This window comes from Bradyrhizobium sp. HKCCYLS20291 (assembly GCF_051167715.1).
Classification (GTDB): Bacteria; Pseudomonadota; Alphaproteobacteria; order Rhizobiales; family Xanthobacteraceae; genus Bradyrhizobium.
The window spans coordinates 72,615-89,281 of record NZ_JBNPTO010000005.1; the positions used below are offsets into that span (position 1 = coordinate 72,615).

A 16,667-nucleotide genomic window follows, 5' to 3' on the forward strand; every position below is an offset into this window, starting at 1 on the left:
CACCTGCTTCGAATTAAGGAAAACTTGATCGACCTCGACGTTGTACCGCCGGAAAACTACGGGATTAGTGAAACTAATGAGTTCGCACACGTAAGGTGGTCCCCCGATGCGAACGCAAGAGCCATGATGCTCGGCCGAGCGCCGAATGGCAACGCACAACGAACCTGCCGCGGCGGCGATTTCGATTTTCAGAAAATGAGCAGCAATGGCTCGGTCCGCAAGGTGCGGAGCGGGAACTATTTGCGCATCGTCCCGGAGAGCAGCACTGTCGTCCCTGCGGCGCGGGGAACGGCCGAGAGCAGCGCTTGCGCAACGTCGGCGGCCTTGATCGGCTTGTAGTTCGGCGGGATCAGAAAGCCCAGGAGGTTGCTGAGCACCGTGCCCCATTCCTCGCCCGGCCGGGTCGGCTGGCCGAGCTCCGCTCGGGTCCCCACGAGCAAAGACGGCCGTGCGATGACCAGTCCCGCGAACGGCAGCGCTGTCAGCTCATCCTCGAGCTCGCCCTTCACGCGGCTGTAGAAGATGCTCGACTTGGCATCAGCGCCCATCGCGCTGACCAGCCCGACACGCTTTGTGCCGGACGCCAGCGCGGCCTTGGCGATGGCGAGATTGGCATCGTGATCGATGGCGCGGAAGGCGGCCTGGCTGCCGGCGACCTTGATGGTGGTGCCGAGCGCCAGATAGAGCTCGTCGGCCGCAGGCAGCGACGGCAGCGCGGCGAAGTTCACGACATGGGCCGTCAGCTTGGGTGACTCGACCGGCGGCGACCGGCGGCCCACGGCGTGAACATGATCGACGGAGGGATCGGCGAGCAGGCCGCGAAGAAGCTCGCGGCCGACTAGGCCTGTCGCTCCAGCGATGATCACAATGCGGTTTGCCATCCCCAGTCCTCACGCGGCGCGCCTGACGAGAGAGCTAGGCATCGAGAGGTCGATCCGGAAGGCGTCTCGACGTTTTTTGGTTCCGGCCGCGGAACTTGCACCCATTCCGCGGCAGGAGGTCGCTGTGGACGGGATCAGGCGCCCTTGCGCCGCTCCGCGGCCTTGGCCATCGCCGCGGCGAACGCGCCGCCCGACGGCTTTTCTTCGCGCGTGGTCATGCGCGCCCCCGCCGGCGGTCGCGCGCTGGTGCGCTTCTCGCCCTTCTCCGGCAACGGATCTGACAGCCGCAAGGTCAGCGAGATGCGGTTGCGCGGCACGTCGACGTCGAGCACCTTCACCTTCACGACCTGGCCCGGCTTCACCACCTCGCGCGGGTCGTTGATGCGCTTCTCGGACATCGCCGAGATGTGGATCAGGCCGTCCTGGTGCACGCCGATGTCGGCGAAGGCGCCGAAGGCAGCGACGTTGGTGACGGTCGCCTCCAGGATCATGCCCGGCTTGAGATGGGTAATCTTCTCGACACCTTCCTGGAACGTCGCAGTCTTGAACTCGGGGCGCGGATCGCGGCCGGGCTTGTCCAGCTCCTTGATGATGTCGGTGACGGTGGGCACGCCGAAGCGCTCGTCGGCGAACTTCGCCGGATTCAGCGCCTTCAACGTCTTGGTCTCGCCGATCAGCACCTTGATGTCGCTCTTGGTCGCTTCGAGGATCTTCTTCACGACCGGATAGGCTTCCGGGTGCACGCCGGAGGCGTCGAGCGGATTGTCGCCGTCGCGGATGCGCAGGAAGCCGGCGCACTGCTCGAACGCCTTCGGACCCAACCGCGGCACCTCCTTGAGCTTGTCACGCGTCGGGAACGGGCCGTTGGCGTCACGATGCGCGACGATGTTCTGCGCCAGCGTTTCGCCGATGCCGGACACCCGCGCCAGCAGCGGGGCGGAGGCCGTGTTGAGATCGACGCCGACGGCGTTCACGCAATCCTCGACGGTGGCATCGAGCGCGCGCGCCAGCTCATACTGGTTGAGGTCGTGCTGATACTGGCCGACGCCGATCGAGGCCGGCGGCACCTTGACGAGCTCGCCGAGCGGATCCTGCAAACGGCGTGCGATCGACACCGCGCCGCGGATCGAGACGTCGAGATTGGGAAATTCCTTCGCGGCGAACTCCGACGCCGAATACACCGACGCGCCTGCTTCCGACACGATCGCCTTGGTCAGCTTCAAGTCCGGCTTCAGCTTCATCAGATCGTTGACCAGCTTCTCGGTCTCGCGCGACGCCGTGCCGTTGCCGATCGCGACCAGATCGATGCGATGCTTGATGCAGAGCTGCGCGAGCGTCAGCATGCTCTCGTTCCACTGCCGCTGCGGCTCGTGCGGATAGATCGTGGCATGATCGACGAACTTGCCGGTGCGGTCGATGACCGCGACCTTGACGCCGGTGCGGAAGCCCGGATCGAGCCCGAGCGTGGCGCGGCCGCCGGCGGGCGCAGCGAGCAGGAGATCGCGCAGGTTCGCCGCGAACACGCGCACCGCCTCCTTCTCGGCCTCCTGCCACAGGCGCATGCGGACATCGAGCGCGAGCGAGGTCTTGATTCGGGTGCGCCAGGCCCAGCGCACGGAGTCGGACAGGAACTGATCGGCCGGGCGCCCCTGCCGCGAGATGCCGAAGGTCACCGCGATGCGGTTCTCGTACAGCGACGGGTCCTTCGAATCCTCCGGCTCGCCGTCACCGAAATCGAGCTGCAGCACCTCTTCCTTCTCGCCGCGCAGCATCGCCAGGATGCGGTGCGAGGGCAGCTTGCTGAACGGCTCGGCGAAGTCGAAGTAGTCGGCGAACTTGGCGCCTTCGGTCTTCTTGCCATGGCGCACCGACGACTTCACGGCGCCGCGGGTCCACATCTCCTCGCGCAACGAGCCGACGAGGTCGGCGTGCTCGGCAAAACGCTCGACCAGGATCGCGCGGGCGCCTTCGAGCGCGGCCTTGACGTCCTTGACCGGATTGTCGCCATCCTTCTTGATGAACGCCTTCGCTTCGACTTCCGGCGCCTTCATCGGGTCCCCGATCAGCATGTCGGCGAGCGGCTCGAGCCCGGCCTCCTTGGCGATCTGCGCCTTGGTGCGGCGCTTCTCCTTGAACGGCAAGTAGATGTCTTCCAGGCGCGCCTTGGTGTCGGCGGTCGCCAGCGCCAGCTCGATCTCCGGCGTCATCTTGCCCTGCGACTTGATGCTCTCGATGATCGCGGTGCGCCGCGCATCCATCTCACGAAGATAGCGCAGCCGCTCCTCCAGGTTACGCAGCTGCGTATCGTCCAGCATGCCGGTTGCTTCCTTGCGGTAGCGCGCGATGAACGGAACGGTCGCACCGCCGTCGAGCAGATCGATTGCGGCTTGAACCTGGGCATCGCGGACGGAGAGCTCAGCGGCGATGATGGAGGCAAAATTCGACACGGTGTTCTTCCGAGATTCGTGACGGGGGCTGAAGGGATAGGAGTGCACGCGCGCCAGCGCAAGCGGGTGGCGGAGGCTCTGTGGGCAACCGTGGCAAAAAAGACCGGTTGCGAATCACGCGAAACGCTGCCGCAGGCCGGCCATTTCGTTGCTTATGCAAAGGGAATCGCAGATTCTGCCGGCCTGGGAGCGATTCGTGCCGGCCACAGCTGCGACATATTTCGACGACCTCAATCCGGAGCAGCGCCGCGCCGTCGAGCATGGCGGCGCGTCGGCCGCACCGGGGCCGCCGCTGCTGATCATCGCCGGCGCCGGCTCCGGCAAGACCAACACGCTGGCGCATCGGGTCGCGCACCTGCTCGTCAATGGCGCTGATCCGCGCCGCATCCTGCTGATGACGTTCTCGCGCCGCGCCGCCGGCGAGATGAGCCGGCGCGTCGAGCGCATCGCGCGCAAGGTGCTCGGCAGCCAGGCGGAGGCGATCACCGCGGGCCTGAGCTGGGCCGGCACGTTTCACGGCCTGGGCGCGCGGATGCTGCGCGACTATGCCGAGCGCATCGGCCTCGATCCCGTGTTCACCATCCATGATCGCGAGGATTCCGCCGACCTGATGAACCTGGTGCGGCACGAACGCGGCTTGTCCAACACGCAGCGGCGTTTTCCTACCAAAGGCACCTGCCTTGCGATCTACTCGCGCTGCGTCAACGCCGACATGCCCCTGGAAGAAGCCTTGGTGCGGCACTTTCCTTGGTGCGCGGAATGGGCAAACGAGCTGAAAGGCCTGTTCGCGGCCTATGTCGAGGCCAAGCAGGCCAATGCGGTGCTCGATTACGATGACCTGCTGCTCTACTGGGCGCAGATGATGGCGGACGAAACCATCGCACGCGAGGTCGGCGAGCGCTTCGACCACGTGCTGGTCGACGAATATCAGGATACGAACCGGCTGCAGTCGCAGATCCTGCTCGGGCTCAAGCCTGACGGAATGGGACTGACCGTCGTCGGCGACGATGCGCAGTCGATCTACGCGTTCCGCGCCGCGACCGTGCGCAACATCCTGGAATTTCCCGATCAGTTCAGCCCGCGCGCCGACGTCGTCACGCTCGACCGCAACTATCGCTCGACGCAGCCGATCCTCTCCGCAGCCAACGCCGTGATCGGGCTGGCGCGCGAGCGCTTCACCAAGAATCTGTGGACCGACCGCGCGGCCTCGCGCAAGCCGCAGCTGGTGACGGTGCGCGACGAGGCCGACCAGGCGCGCTACATCGTCGAGCAGGTGCTGGCCAAGCGCGAGGAAGGCATCGTGCTGAAGCAGCAGGCCGTGCTGTTTCGGACGTCGTCGCATAGCGGGCCGCTGGAGGTCGAGCTGACACGGCGGAACATTCCGTTCGTGAAGTTCGGCGGGCTGAAGTTTCTCGATGCCGCGCATGTCAAGGATGTGCTGGCGCTGCTGCGCTTCGTGGAAAACCCGCGCGACCGCATCGCCGGCTTTCGCGTGCTGCATCTCATTCCCGGCATCGGACCCGCGTCGGCCCAACGGCTGCTCGATGCCGTCAGCGAGAGCGCCGATGCGATCGGTGCGTTGTGCGCACAGCCGGCGCCGGCACGGGCGGGCGAGGACTGGACGGCGTTCGTGCGCACGGTCGAGCAGTTGCGCCGCTCGGATTGGCCCGCCGATATCGAGCGCGTCAGGCAATGGTATCAGCCGCATCTCGAGCGCGTGCACGAGGATGCCGAAATGCGCAGCGCCGATTTGCTGCAGCTCGAGCAGATCGCCAGCGGCTATCCCTCGCGCGAGCGCTTTCTCACCGAGCTGACGCTCGATCCGCCCGACGCCACCTCCGACCAGGCCGGCGTGCCCCTGCTCGACGAGGACTATTTGATCCTCTCCACCATCCATTCCGCCAAGGGCATGGAGTGGAACGCGGTGCATGTGCTCAACGTCGTCGACGGCTGCATGCCGTCCGATCTCGGCGCCGGCTCCAGCGCCGAATTGGAGGAGGAGCGGCGGCTGCTCTATGTCGCGATGACCCGCGCCAAGGACGATCTGCATTTGCTGGTGCCGCAGCGCTTCTTCGTCCATGGCCAGCCCGTGCGCGGCGATCGTCACGTCTACGCCTCGCGCACGCGGTTCATTCCCGAAGCCCTGGTGCCGCTGTTCGAGCGCACGAGTTGGCCACGGGTGCAGCCGGGCGCCGCGTATGCGAGCCAGGGGCCGCGGATCGATCTGGGTGCGCGCATGCGTGAGCGGTGGCGGTAAGCTAACAGCAGCCTCCTGACAGCGCCAATGATTGCGCCCTCTCCCCCAAGGCGAAGCAAGAGCTTCTCCAGGGTGGGAGAGGGCATCGGAGCTATCAGCGTCATACACGCTTGGGTGAGGGGTTCGTGCCACGAATTCAGGTCCGAGTTCGTGGCAACCCCTCACCCGGCTTTCATGCTTCGCATGAAAGCCACCCTCTCCCACAAGGGGAGAGGGTGCACCTTCTGCGTGGCTATGGCTTGAACACGAACTCATCGTGCGGACTAATTCTGGGTCTCAGCTCTGCAGAAGGCCCTTGACGTTGGAATTGATGAAGTCGCGGTCGGCCGGGATGCGGATCGGATTGCCGGCTCGATGGCCGTGGATCGAGGGAATCGGCTTCAGCGCGGCGGAGCGGGCGTTGACCAGCTTCGGCAGCTCGCGTTCGTTGTCGCGCCAGTCGAAATAGCGGTCGGTCCGGCCGGGCATCAGCAGCATGTGCGCGGTGATCGCCCCGAGCGCGCGGTCGAGATCGCCGCCGAAGGCCGCGCAGTTGCTGATGTCGCCGCCTTGCCAGATCGCGATCTGCGTCAGCAGGTTGTCGGCGTCGCGATGCGCGAAGGCGGTATCCCAGATCGCGGCGAGATAGTCCTCCTGCGAGGCAAAGCCCTGCTCGCGCCAGACCTCGTCGCGATAGAATTCGTAGGACATCGCCCAGCCCGCATAGATGCGGCCCATGGCGCGCAGGCCCGCGACTGGCTTTTCGACGAAGCGGCCGTTCGTGTATGCGGGATCGGCCATCAGCGCGGCCTTCACCGCATCGAGGAACAGGTGATTGTAGGGTGAGCAGCGCGCGCTGCCGCAGACGACGGCCGCGCGCTCCACCATGTCGGCATGGCAGGCAGCCCAGTGGTAGGCCTGCATGCCGCCCATCGACCAGCCATACACCAGCGCGATCCTCTCGACGCCGAACTGCTCCTCGAGCAGCCGCCGTTGCACCGCGACCGCGTCGTGATAGGTGATCACCGGGAACGGCGCCTCGCCGAACTGCGCGCGCGTGTTCGACGGCGAGGACGACAGGCCGTTGCCGAACAGATTCGGAATGATGATGAAGTAGCGCTCGGGATCGAGCGCGCCGCCCGGGGCGATCAGCCATTCGGTGTCGTAGTGCTGGGCGCCGAACGAGGTCGGATACAGGATGACGTTGTCCTTGGCCGCGTTCAGCGTGCCATAGGTCTTGTAGGCGAGGCGCAGCGACGGGAATGTCACCCCGGATTGCAGCACCACATCGCCCGCCTCGAAGATCTGATAATCGTCAGCCGCCATGGACGTGATCCCCGTGAGATTTGATCGACAGCCTAGGTGATGCGCGCCGGGCTCACACGCCCATTTTTCGACATGGCCTGATCGCGCCAGCGGCGCGGCTTGGGCGGCGTGTGAGTCATGACGGCGCGATCTCGCGGCAGCTCATGCCCGAGTTTTGCTGGGATGTGACGCCCTCGGTAAGATGAGGGCGCAGGGAATGCCGGGTGAAGGCCTCACCCATGGCCCGCCTGCGAAAAAAATGCAGGCGGCGAGAACCACAGGTTCAGCCGAACATCCGGCATTCCCTGCGCGATGGGCTTACGGCTGCTCCGTGCTCTCCCCGGGGACCGGCTGTCTTGCCCCCGTCGCCGATGGGATCATCCCACCGGCTTGGTCTCAGCGTCGGGAGACCAGGACCACACGGCTTGACCGTCCGCGGCAGATCGTTCGTCGGCGCGACAAGCACGCTGCGATCCGCCATGGCCACCGCATCCCCGCCTCGCGTCTCGTGACGACCGCGCGTACGCCCCTCATCGATGAGGCAGGATGGGCGCAGTAGAGCATAGTTTTCGGAAAAACGAAAGAAGAATTTTTGCCCGTTCGCGCGGCTTCCGTGCCGACGGGAGAGCCCGGTCCTCCCCTCCCTCCGCCGTCATGGCCAGGCCTGTCCCGGCCATCCACGTCGTTCGGCGTCCTGGGAAGAACGTGGATGCCCGGGCCTTCGCCGCGCCGAAGCGGCTTCGGCCGCGCAGGCGGGACAAGCCCGGGCATGACGTGCCACAAAATGGCAGCCACGCCAGCCGCGAGATCATTTCCTCGCTGCGTCACAGAAACCCTGTGTTTCGCCACCGCCCGCTTGCAATCGGCCTCCGCCCCTTCCAGCTGACGAGCCAACGCCGTATGACGGCGCGACGCAATGGAACGAGACATGACCCCACAGATCGAATTCGGCCTGGACACGTTCGGCGACGTCACCCGCGCCGCCGACGGCACGATGGCCTCGCATGCGCAGGTGATCCGCGACGTGGTCGAGGAAGCCGTGCTCGCCGACCAGCTCGGGATCGACTTCATCGGGCTCGGCGAGCACCACCGCGGCGATTTCGCGATCTCGGCGCCGGAGGTGGCGCTGGCGGCGATTGCCGCGCGCACCAGCCGCATCCGGCTCGGCTCCGCAGTGACCGTGCTGAGCTCCGACGATCCGATCCGGGTGTTCCAGCGGTTCTCCACGCTCGACGCGGTGTCGAACGGCCGCGCCGAGGTGATTCTCGGCCGTGGCTCGTTCACGGAATCGTTTCCGCTGTTCGGCTTCGACCTCAAGGACTACGAGGCGCTGTTCGAGGAGAAGCTCGATCTGTTCGTCAGCCTGCTGCCGCAACAGCCGCTGACCTGGCAGGGCAACCTGCGCCCGCCGCTGCGGGATCAACTTGTCTATCCGCCGGTCGAGCGTGGCCAGCTGAAGGCGTGGATCGGCGTCGGCGGCAGTCCGGAATCGGTGGTGCGCGCCGCGCATTACGAACTGCCGCTGATGCTGGCGATCATCGGCGGCGACCCGAAGCGGTTCGCGCCCTATGTCGACCTGTATCAGCGCGCCATCAAGCAGTTCGGCCGCGAGATCAAGCCGATCGGCGTGCATTCGCCGGGCTATGTCGCCGACACCGATGCGCAGGCGCGCGAGGAGCTATGGCCGGACTACAAGACCATGCGCGACCGCATCGGCCGCGAGCGCGGCTGGCCGCCGATGGGCCGCGACGAGTTCGTCCAGGAGGCCGATCACGGCTCGCTCTATGTCGGCTCGCCCGAAACGGTGGCGCAGAAGATCGCGGCGACCATCAAGGCGCTCGGCCTGTCGCGCTTCCAGCTGAAATACTCCGCCGGCCCGCTGCCGCACGCCAAGCTGATGCGCAGCATCGAGCTGTATGGCAAGGTGGTGGTGCCGCGGGTGCGGGAGCTGTTGGGGGACAGTTCGAGCTTTTCGAGTGACGACGACCCGTCGCTGTCACGGTGATCAACGCATCATGACCTATCTGCGCGGCTTCTTCAGCTTCTCCGGCCGGATCAACCGGGCGCAATACGCGATGGTGATGCTGTTTGGTTATATCGGGTCGATCCTGGTGTTCTGGCTGACGTGGCCTCATCTTCGAGCGATGGGCGATCTCGGCGTGGCGCTGGGCATGACCAACGTCGCCGTCATCCTCTGGATCTTGTTTGCCGCCATGGCAAAGCGGCTTCACGACATCAACCGATCCGGCCTTTCCAGTTTGCGCATCCTGGTCCCGGTCATCGGCATCTACACGCCATGCTCCTTGTTCTTCATTCCCGGCGACCCGTCGGGCAATGATTATGGCAGTCCTCCAGACCGGTTCTGACTGTTTGCACGATGGCGCGTCGATTTCCGAACATGCCCTCGGCCTTCTATGCCTTTGACTGCAGACCTTCGAGCTTCCGGACAAATCCCAACGCCGCGTCGTTCAAATCGCCAAATCTGGCTCGCAGCGCCTCTGCCCGCGTACCAGCCCCCTGGGCAATCGACTGGCCCTTGGCAGCCTTCGAACAGACATCCTCGACCGACCTCTGCAGGTGCTCGGCACCCTCCGCGGCACTCCGGGCCGCACGATTGATGTCGCTGGTTGCGCCGCTCTGTTCCTGAACCTCCCGAGCAATCGTCGCGTTCTTCTCGCGAATGTCCCTGATGACATCCACGATCGAGGCGATTTCGCCTGCCGCCGCTTGCGTCGCCGACTGGATGCCGAGCACCTGGGACGAGATGTCTTCGGTCGCTCTGGCCGTTTGCGTCGCAAGGGTCTTGACCTCCGCCGCGACGACCGCAAATCCCCGGCCCGCTTCGCCGGCCCGCGCCGCCTCGATCGTCGCATTGAGTGCCAGCAGGTTGGTCTGGCCGGCAATATCGCTGATCAACTCCACGACGCTTCCTATCTTTGCCGCAGCTTGCACCATGCTCTCGACCATCAACCCGGCCTGGGTCGCGCGGCTGCTGGCGATATCTGCCACCTGGCTCGCTTCCTGGGCCCGCCCATTGATGTTGCGCGTGGAGGCATCGAGTTGCTCGACCCCGGCGGCCATGGCTTGCACGCTGCCGGCAATGTCTCCGGCGGACGCCGACGCTGTTCGGCTGCACATCATATTGTCGGCGTTGAACCGCTCCAGTTCCTGGATCGCGTCGGCAATGTGTCCGGCCGCCGCAACGACGTCATCCACGGAACCGGCGACCGATTCCTCGAAAGACGAGGTCGCGCGAGCCAGAACGTCTTTCCGCTCGCTCTCCGCCTGCATCTTGAACTCTGCCTGGGAGGCCTGCAGCGCCAGTCGATCGGCCGAGTGGTCACGCAGGACGGCGACGGCCGCGGCCATGGCGCCAATCTCGTCGCGCCGATCCAGCCCTGGAATGTGTCCTTCGATCTCACCCGACACGATCTTGCGCAGCCGCTCCTCGAGGCGCCGCAGCGGCCGGGAGATCGTTCCTGCGACCAGAACGGCAAACACGACGCTCATGAGCACCACCAGCAGCGCGAGCCCGCCGAGCCGCAGCGCCGCACTCCTGAACGACTCGTCGAGATCGTCGACATACATGCCGCTGATGACCATCAGCTTCAGGCCAGGAAGCGCCTTGACGAAGGCCTGCTTGCGCAACGGCTCGGCCTGGCCGTTGCGAGGGAAATGGTAGGTGACGGTACCGCTCCCGGCGCTATGCGCGAGCTCCACGATCTCGCGCCGGAACAGGCGTCCGTTGACGTCGCCCTTGTCGGTCAGGTTCTTCCCGACGTTTTCAGGCACGCCGCCATCGGCGAGATTGAGCCCGTCCCAGTCGTAGACGAAGAAATAGTTGTTGCCGTCATATCGCGATTTCGCGACGATGTCCCTGATCCTGGCGACCATGCCGTCGCGGCTCATCTGGCCTGACAGCACCTCCTGCTGATAGGCCGCGATCTGCGATGCGACAACGTCCACCGCACCGCGCAGGGCCCGCGTCCTCTCGGCCTCCATCTGATCGCGCAGCTGGACAAGGGACACGCCGACGAGGACCATCATCGCCAGAACGCTGCCAAGCGTGAGCAAGCCCAGTCGCCAGCCGATCTTGATCTTCTTCATGCAAAATCCCTTGTCCCCTGCGCGGATGTCGGAACTTGAAACCAAAAGCCTAACGATGACGGCGCCAAACGCGGCGCCCTCTGCAAAATCCTATGCATAATTTGCATCGACCAGTCGCATCCCGCATCGAAAGCGTAGCCTGCCGAAGCGCCGTCGCGGCAAGGCGGCCGAGCGACTGCAGCTTGGTTGCGCCGGCGGGTGTTCGCGCCGCGCTCCGCACGCCCTCTTGAAACGCCGATGGCCAACCGCGCGCTCCTCGAACCGTCGGCAACGCTCCGAGGAAGCGTCGGGTGCCGAAACCGGCCGCAGCGGCGTGCCCGCGTGAGGCGCCTAGGCGTCGACAGCGGCCACCTTGCGGGCACGCTCGACATCAGGGGTGCGATAGGCCGCCTCCGGAATCGTCCCGAGCCGCGAATCGTGGACGCGCGGACCGAGGCCATAGAACTGCTGGAAGCTCATGATCAGCGGCCGCCATTTGTCCGGATCGATGCGGTCGCGCGTGCCCTCCATCAGGATCGTCGGCGCGACATGCACCCGCTGCACACGGACCTCGAAGCACTGGATGTGCCCCTTGAGGACCGCATCGTCGTCGGCGATGCCATGGACCGCCTCGACACGCGCTTCGAGCTGGACCGGACATTCTGCGACCCGCGGCGCCGCGACGGTACCCGATGCGCACGCGGTCAGCCCGGCCGCCACAAACTTGTCCGCCTCGTGGCGATAGCCCTTATGCCGCTTCATCGCCGGCACCGGGTCAGAGCCGGTGGTCAGCGCCAGGCGATCAACGGCGGCAACCAGATCGACCGACGGCAGGTTCAGCACGCATTCGCCGGTGCGGCGCATGTTCTGCGGCGTCTTCGATCCGGCGGCGAGCCCCAGCATGCAGCGCCAGCCGAGCCAGAACGCCGAGGACATCGGTGCAAGATTGAAGCTGCCGTCCTCGTTGACGGTGCTGATGAGGACGACGGGCGTCCCGAAATACAGGATGCCCGGCTCGATGGTCGCGTGCATGGGATACGTCTCCAGGTGATGCATGGGGCGGCGATGGCCGCCATCTCATTCCTGGAAGGTCCTCGAAGGGGCCCGTGGAGGCCACCCGATCTCCGATCAGGCGGGATCAACGCCTCACGGTCTGAGCTGGACTCTGCGCGCAAGACGCTGCGGCAGATGGCGATCCCGGCATGACTCGAACATGCGACCTACGGTTTAGGAAACCGCCGCTCTATCCAGCTGAGCTACGGGACCGGAGCCTGCACCGACGTGCACCTGCTTCGCCGGCCTGCATAGCAGACCCGGCAACTGACCGGAAGCGTTTAAGTCCGGCCAGATCGCCGGTCGCACGGGCGTCGCCGGATCACGGACCTTCCACGCAGCCCGGGAGATCGAACAGGGCGTGCAGCCCGCAGGACGAGGTGAATATCTTGTCGCCGTTGTGGCCGACGCCCGCGACGTCCCAGAGCCGGTGGTTGGGCGTCCCGCCATCGCGCGCGGCGAGGACGGCCGCATAGGAATGACCGCGCACGAAGCGGGTCGGTCCCTGCGCTTCGGCCATGCAGCTCTTGTCCAAGGCCGCATGGTTGGGATCGGTGTCGCGGGTGCCGAGCAGATAGATCACGCGGCGGCTGACATAAGCCCGTTCGAGATCGGCCGGCGTCGCGGCGGCGAGATAGGCCGGCCGCTCGGCCATCCCGTATTTCCAGCGGTCATAGCCCGGACAGGCCGCGGCAATCGCAGGCGCGGGACGTTCGCTGGAGAAATAGGCGTAGGATGAGGGGTTGGCGACGACGTAGCGCACCGCGACGTGCTGCCTCGCCAGCGCTGCCTCGCCGCGGCCGGCGATCGCATAACGCTGCACCACCTGGCCGCCGCCGGAATGGCCGGCGATCACGACTTCGGTCAGCCCCGGGAACAGCGAGCGGTCGGCGAGGTGATCAAGGATCGCGTCGAGCGCCTCGAACGAACTGACGGGGTGAGGAGCCGTGGCCGCATCGCCGCCCTGCCAGCCCTCCAGCGTCCAGCGCAGCGTCTCCAGAGGCAGCCGATGCGCCTCGACGTCGAGATCGGCGAGAAACTGCGGCACCACCAGCAGCGTGCTTGCGCCGGCCGCGCCTGCGGCGTCCCGGGCCTTCTTCGCGGTGTCATAGTAGACGTCGGCATTGCGCAACCGGCCGTGCAGCACCAGCACGACGCGCGTGACATCGGGCTGCGGCCGGGTCCAGGGACGCGAGACATAGAGCGGCAGAACGCCGCGATCGCCGAGCGCGATGCGATCGCCGGCCACGACCGCCACCGGCCGCCGGTTCGGGGCGGTCTCGGACGCGGTCTCGTCCTGGGCCAGCGCGACGCCGCCCAGCAAGGCAAGACAGGCAATCCATGCCGACTTCAACGCAATCATGACCCTCCCCGGACCGGATGCGGGCACCGGACGGCGGTGCCCGGCAGCCATCCTAGGGACCTCGGCGCGAGAACAGAAGGCTGGCGGCGGCACACGCCGCGAACGATCACACCCCCGTTGGGAGGGGCGGTTTGACTATCCGCCCGGCGGCCGATGGTCTAAGAGAACGGCGCCGATGCGGAACCGGCCTCGGGATCGCCGTATTGGTCGTGCCTGAGCGCGGCTCGTGACCGTTGGACAGCCGTCCCGGCCACGCGGCCGCAGCGCGGTGCGCGCCCGCCCCCATTCTCCAGCCGAGGGAAACAGACAAGTCGATGCTCATTCGTTCGGTCATTTTCGGCGCGCTCGCAGGTGTCCTCTCCCTCGCCGCCGCCCGCGCCCAGGACACCCGCAATCTGCTGGAGTCCAAGGAGTCGCTCTACAACAACATCTATGTCTATGAGCAGGGCCCCTTCCGCAGCATGACCTTCGGTCACAACCGGCGCATCTATACCGAGAGCGTCTACAACACCCGCGACGAGCTCGATTTGCCGGTCGACTACACCCGCTTCATGACGGCGAGCGTGATGTACGCCAAGGAGGTCCGCTCAATCCTGGAGATCGGCTTCGGCGGCGGCCGCACCGCCTGGTACCTGCACCGCTTCCTGCCCAAGGTGCAGGTGACGTCGGTCGAGCTCGATCCGACGGTGCTGGAGTTCGCCAAGAAATATTTCGGCATCAAGGAGGAGCCGAACTTCCACGTCGCCAACCGCGACGGAAGGCTGTTCGTGCAGGAATCGAAAGAGCGCTACGACATCATCCTGATCGACGCCTATCGCGGGCCGTTCGTGCCGTTCCACCTGCTGACCAAGGAATTCTACCAGCTGGTCAAGGACCATCTCGCCGAGGGCGGCGTGGTGGCGCAGAACGTCGAGCCGTCGACGATGCTGTTCGACGCCGCGGTCAAGACCATCCACAGCGTGTTCCCGCAGGTCGACTTCTACGAGGCCGGCGGCAACGTCGTCATGGTCGCCTATCCCGGCGACGAGCGGAAGGCCGAGGATCTCGCGGGAATCGCGCAGGAGCGCGACAAGGAGTTCGGCTTCCGCTACAAGCTGGCCGAGCTGCTGGCGCAGCGCAAGCGCGTCGACATCGACAACGGCCAGGTGATCGACGCCAAGGCCAAGGTGCTGACCGACGACTTCGCGCCGGTCGAGGCGCTGAAGAGCATCGAGCGCCACAACAAGAAGCTGCCATGAGCGAGCACGTCTCCCGCGCCGGCGTCGTCGCGATCTACGTCTGCTCGTTTCTCGTCGGCTGCGTGCTGATGGGCTTCGAGATGCTCGGCAGCCGCTACCTCAATCCGTATTTCGGCAGCGGCATCGGCGCCTGGGCCAGCCTGATCTCGACCGTGCTGTGCGCGCTCGCGATCGGCTACTTCGCCGGCAGCGCCATCGTCGACCGCCAGCCGACCACGCGCACCATCGGCACCATGATCCTGATCGCCGCCGCCTACATGGCGCTGGTGCCGGCAACCGCCGACGCGGTCATGGCCGACATCCTCGACAGCATCGGCGACGGCCCGGCGGCCACCTTGATGGCCTCGACCGCGCTGCTGCTGGTGCCGCTGACGCTGCTCGGCACGTTCTCGCCGATCGCGGTCAGCCTGCTGACGCGCTCGGCCGGCGAGGCCGGCCGCGTCGCCGGGCTGGTCTACGGCGTCTCGACCATCGGCAACGTCGTCGGCACGCTGGTCACCACCTTCACGCTGATCCCGACCATCGGCTCGCGGGCGATCACCTATTACTTCGCCGTGGCGCTGGCCGTCTGCGCCGGCATCCTGTTCATTCCGTTTGGCAGGAAGACGTCCTGACATCAGTCATTGAAGAGTTTCGGATGAGAGAGTTCTGGCCCCGCCTCGCCATTCCAGCGGTTATGGCGATTGTCCTTGTGACATCCCTGCCGGCGCGCGCGGCGGACGTTCAGATCGAACTGTGGGACGGGCAGCGCGCGATGGGCCACATCGCCGATCTGCTGCAGTTCACGCCGCGGTCGATGGGCGAGCCCGGCCAGCAGAAGACGATCGACTACATCAAGGCGGCGATGGCCAAGAGCGCGGCCGACGCCGTGCTGACGCAGAGCTTCACCGTCAAGGGCGACGACGGCAAGGCGATCCCGCTCACCAACATCATCGCCCGCTTCCAGGTGCAGAACCCGCGCCGGATCATCGTCGCCACGCATTACGACAGCATCATCAAGGCCTATCGCGACGCCAAATCGCCTGACGCGCCGATGCCCGGCGCCAACAATTCGGCGTCCGCCGTGGCGCTGCTGCTGGAAACCGCGCGCGTGCTGTCGATGTCGCCGAAGCCGGACATCGGCATCGACTTCATCTTCTTCGATGGCGAGGAGGGCCCGAAATCGCTCGGCGCCGGCGATCCGACCTGGCACGCGCTCGGCTCGCCGTATTTCGCCGCGCACCTGAAGGATTATTACCCGACGCGCAAGCCGGAGAAGGCGGTCGATTTCGACATGGTCTGCGACAAGGACCTCAAGCTGCAGCCGGAGCCGTCGTCACTGCATTCGGCGCTGCCGGAGGTGAAGAAGTTCTGGAGCATCGGCAGCCGCATCGCACCGCAGGCGTTCTCGCCGGAGCCGACGTCCTACCCGATCAGCGACGACCACACCGCCCTGCAGCAGGCCGGCATCCCGAGCTTCCTGGTGATCGATTTCGACTACGAGCCGTATTTCAACACCACGCAGGACACGATCGAGCAGTGCTCGGCCTCGAGCCTCGAAAGCGTCGGCCGCACCTTGCTGCGCTATCTCTACACGCCCTGAGCGGCGCGCCCCTTGCTGGCGCAGGCCGCGCGGATCGCCGCGGCGAGACCATGCGGGTCGTCGGTGCCGATGCGGCGCAGCCCGGTGCTGAGCACGCGCAGTTCGACCGCGTCCAGCCCCGAGACGGTGTAGAAGCGGATCCCCGAGACGATGCCGACGCCGAGCCCATGCCACCAGCGGTTACGCACCACGGCGATCCCGGTGATAGCGTCGAGCCCGACGCGATAGCGCCACAGCCCCGGCCCGAAGTACCAGCACAGCTCGCCATCGGCGATTTCGACCGTGAGCGACGAGAACAGCAGCGCAATGACGAGCTCGGTCGCCAGCAGGCAGGCTGCCGCCAAACCGTGGCCGGCATTCCACAACAGCACACCGCCAACGGCGCCCGAGCCGAGACACATCGCGATCGCGACGAGGCCCCACTGCCTGTGACGGTACCGCACGGCCATCTCCCCCAAAAGCTGGCGGAGGAATAT

The 16,667-nt window shown here is 66.0% G+C and carries 13 protein-coding genes and 1 tRNA gene; 6 read left to right on the forward strand and 8 right to left on the reverse strand.

Annotated elements, in window-relative coordinates; translation table 11 throughout:
• Nucleotides 1-236: 236 nt before the first annotated feature.
• A complete protein-coding gene (locus ACQR07_RS13305; RefSeq protein WP_434902737.1) occupies nt 237-881 on the reverse strand; it encodes a nucleoside-diphosphate sugar epimerase in 645 nt (214 codons plus the stop codon).
• Nucleotides 882-1,015: 134 nt separating this feature from the next.
• A complete protein-coding gene (locus tag ACQR07_RS13310; RefSeq protein WP_434902738.1) occupies nt 1,016-3,328 on the reverse strand; it encodes a Tex family protein in 2,313 nt (770 codons plus the stop codon).
• Between the two features lie 154 nt (nt 3,329-3,482).
• Between ACQR07_RS13310 and ACQR07_RS13315 the strand changes: the two genes are divergently transcribed.
• Nucleotides 3,483-5,585, forward strand: coding sequence for an ATP-dependent helicase (locus ACQR07_RS13315; protein WP_434902739.1), 2,103 nt, complete (start codon nt 3,483-3,485; stop codon nt 5,583-5,585).
• 276 nt (nt 5,586-5,861) lie between these two features.
• Here the strand turns inward: ACQR07_RS13315 and ACQR07_RS13320 are convergent, their stop codons facing one another.
• Nucleotides 5,862-6,890: an alpha/beta fold hydrolase gene (locus ACQR07_RS13320; RefSeq protein WP_434902740.1), complete on the reverse strand. Its 1,029-nt coding sequence runs from the start codon at nt 6,888-6,890 to the stop codon at nt 5,862-5,864.
• Nucleotides 6,891-7,797: 907 nt separating this feature from the next.
• Here ACQR07_RS13320 and ACQR07_RS13325 point away from each other — a divergent pair.
• Entirely contained in the window at nt 7,798-8,874 is a 1,077-nt protein-coding gene (locus ACQR07_RS13325; protein WP_434902741.1) for an LLM class flavin-dependent oxidoreductase, read from the forward strand.
• Between the two features lie 10 nt (nt 8,875-8,884).
• Complete coding sequence (locus ACQR07_RS13330) at nt 8,885-9,235, forward strand: DUF805 domain-containing protein (RefSeq protein ID WP_434902742.1); 351 nt, start codon at nt 8,885-8,887, stop codon at nt 9,233-9,235.
• Between the two features lie 46 nt (nt 9,236-9,281).
• Here ACQR07_RS13330 and ACQR07_RS13335 read toward each other — a convergent pair whose 3' ends face one another.
• The 4 genes from ACQR07_RS13335 to ACQR07_RS13350 all read right to left on the reverse strand — a co-directional run bounded on the left by ACQR07_RS13335 (nt 9,282) and on the right by ACQR07_RS13350 (nt 13,371).
• Nucleotides 9,282-10,976: a methyl-accepting chemotaxis protein gene (locus ACQR07_RS13335; RefSeq protein ID WP_434902743.1), complete on the reverse strand. Its 1,695-nt coding sequence runs from the start codon at nt 10,974-10,976 to the stop codon at nt 9,282-9,284.
• 330 nt (nt 10,977-11,306) lie between these two features.
• Nucleotides 11,307-11,987: a flavin reductase family protein gene (locus tag ACQR07_RS13340; protein WP_434902744.1), complete on the reverse strand. Its 681-nt coding sequence runs from the start codon at nt 11,985-11,987 to the stop codon at nt 11,307-11,309.
• Nucleotides 11,988-12,144: 157 nt separating this feature from the next.
• Nucleotides 12,145-12,221, reverse strand: a tRNA-Arg gene (locus ACQR07_RS13345).
• 109 nt (nt 12,222-12,330) lie between these two features.
• Entirely contained in the window at nt 12,331-13,371 is a 1,041-nt protein-coding gene (locus tag ACQR07_RS13350; RefSeq protein WP_434902745.1) for an alpha/beta hydrolase, read from the reverse strand.
• A gap of 314 nt (nt 13,372-13,685) precedes the next feature.
• On the opposite strand from ACQR07_RS13350, the gene ACQR07_RS13355 reads away from it, so the two are divergent.
• The 3 genes from ACQR07_RS13355 to ACQR07_RS13365 are packed head-to-tail and all read left to right on the forward strand — an operon-like array spanning nt 13,686 to nt 16,191.
• Nucleotides 13,686-14,609: a spermidine synthase gene (locus ACQR07_RS13355; RefSeq protein ID WP_434902746.1), complete on the forward strand. Its 924-nt coding sequence runs from the start codon at nt 13,686-13,688 to the stop codon at nt 14,607-14,609.
• Entirely contained in the window at nt 14,606-15,223 is a 618-nt protein-coding gene (locus ACQR07_RS13360) for a fused MFS/spermidine synthase (protein ID WP_434902747.1), read from the forward strand. Before ACQR07_RS13355 ends, ACQR07_RS13360 begins: the two co-directional genes overlap by 4 nt.
• A gap of 23 nt (nt 15,224-15,246) precedes the next feature.
• Nucleotides 15,247-16,191, forward strand: a complete 945-nt coding sequence (locus ACQR07_RS13365; protein ID WP_434902748.1) for a M28 family peptidase — start codon at nt 15,247-15,249, stop codon at nt 16,189-16,191.
• Here ACQR07_RS13365 and ACQR07_RS13370 read toward each other — a convergent pair.
• The gene (locus ACQR07_RS13370; protein WP_434902749.1) at nt 16,179-16,640 is read right to left on the reverse strand and encodes a hypothetical protein; all 462 of its coding nucleotides are present in this window, start codon (nt 16,638-16,640) and stop codon (nt 16,179-16,181) included. The two genes, ACQR07_RS13365 and ACQR07_RS13370, sit on opposite strands and share 13 nt — an antisense overlap.
• Between the last annotated feature and the right edge of the window lie 27 nt (nt 16,641-16,667).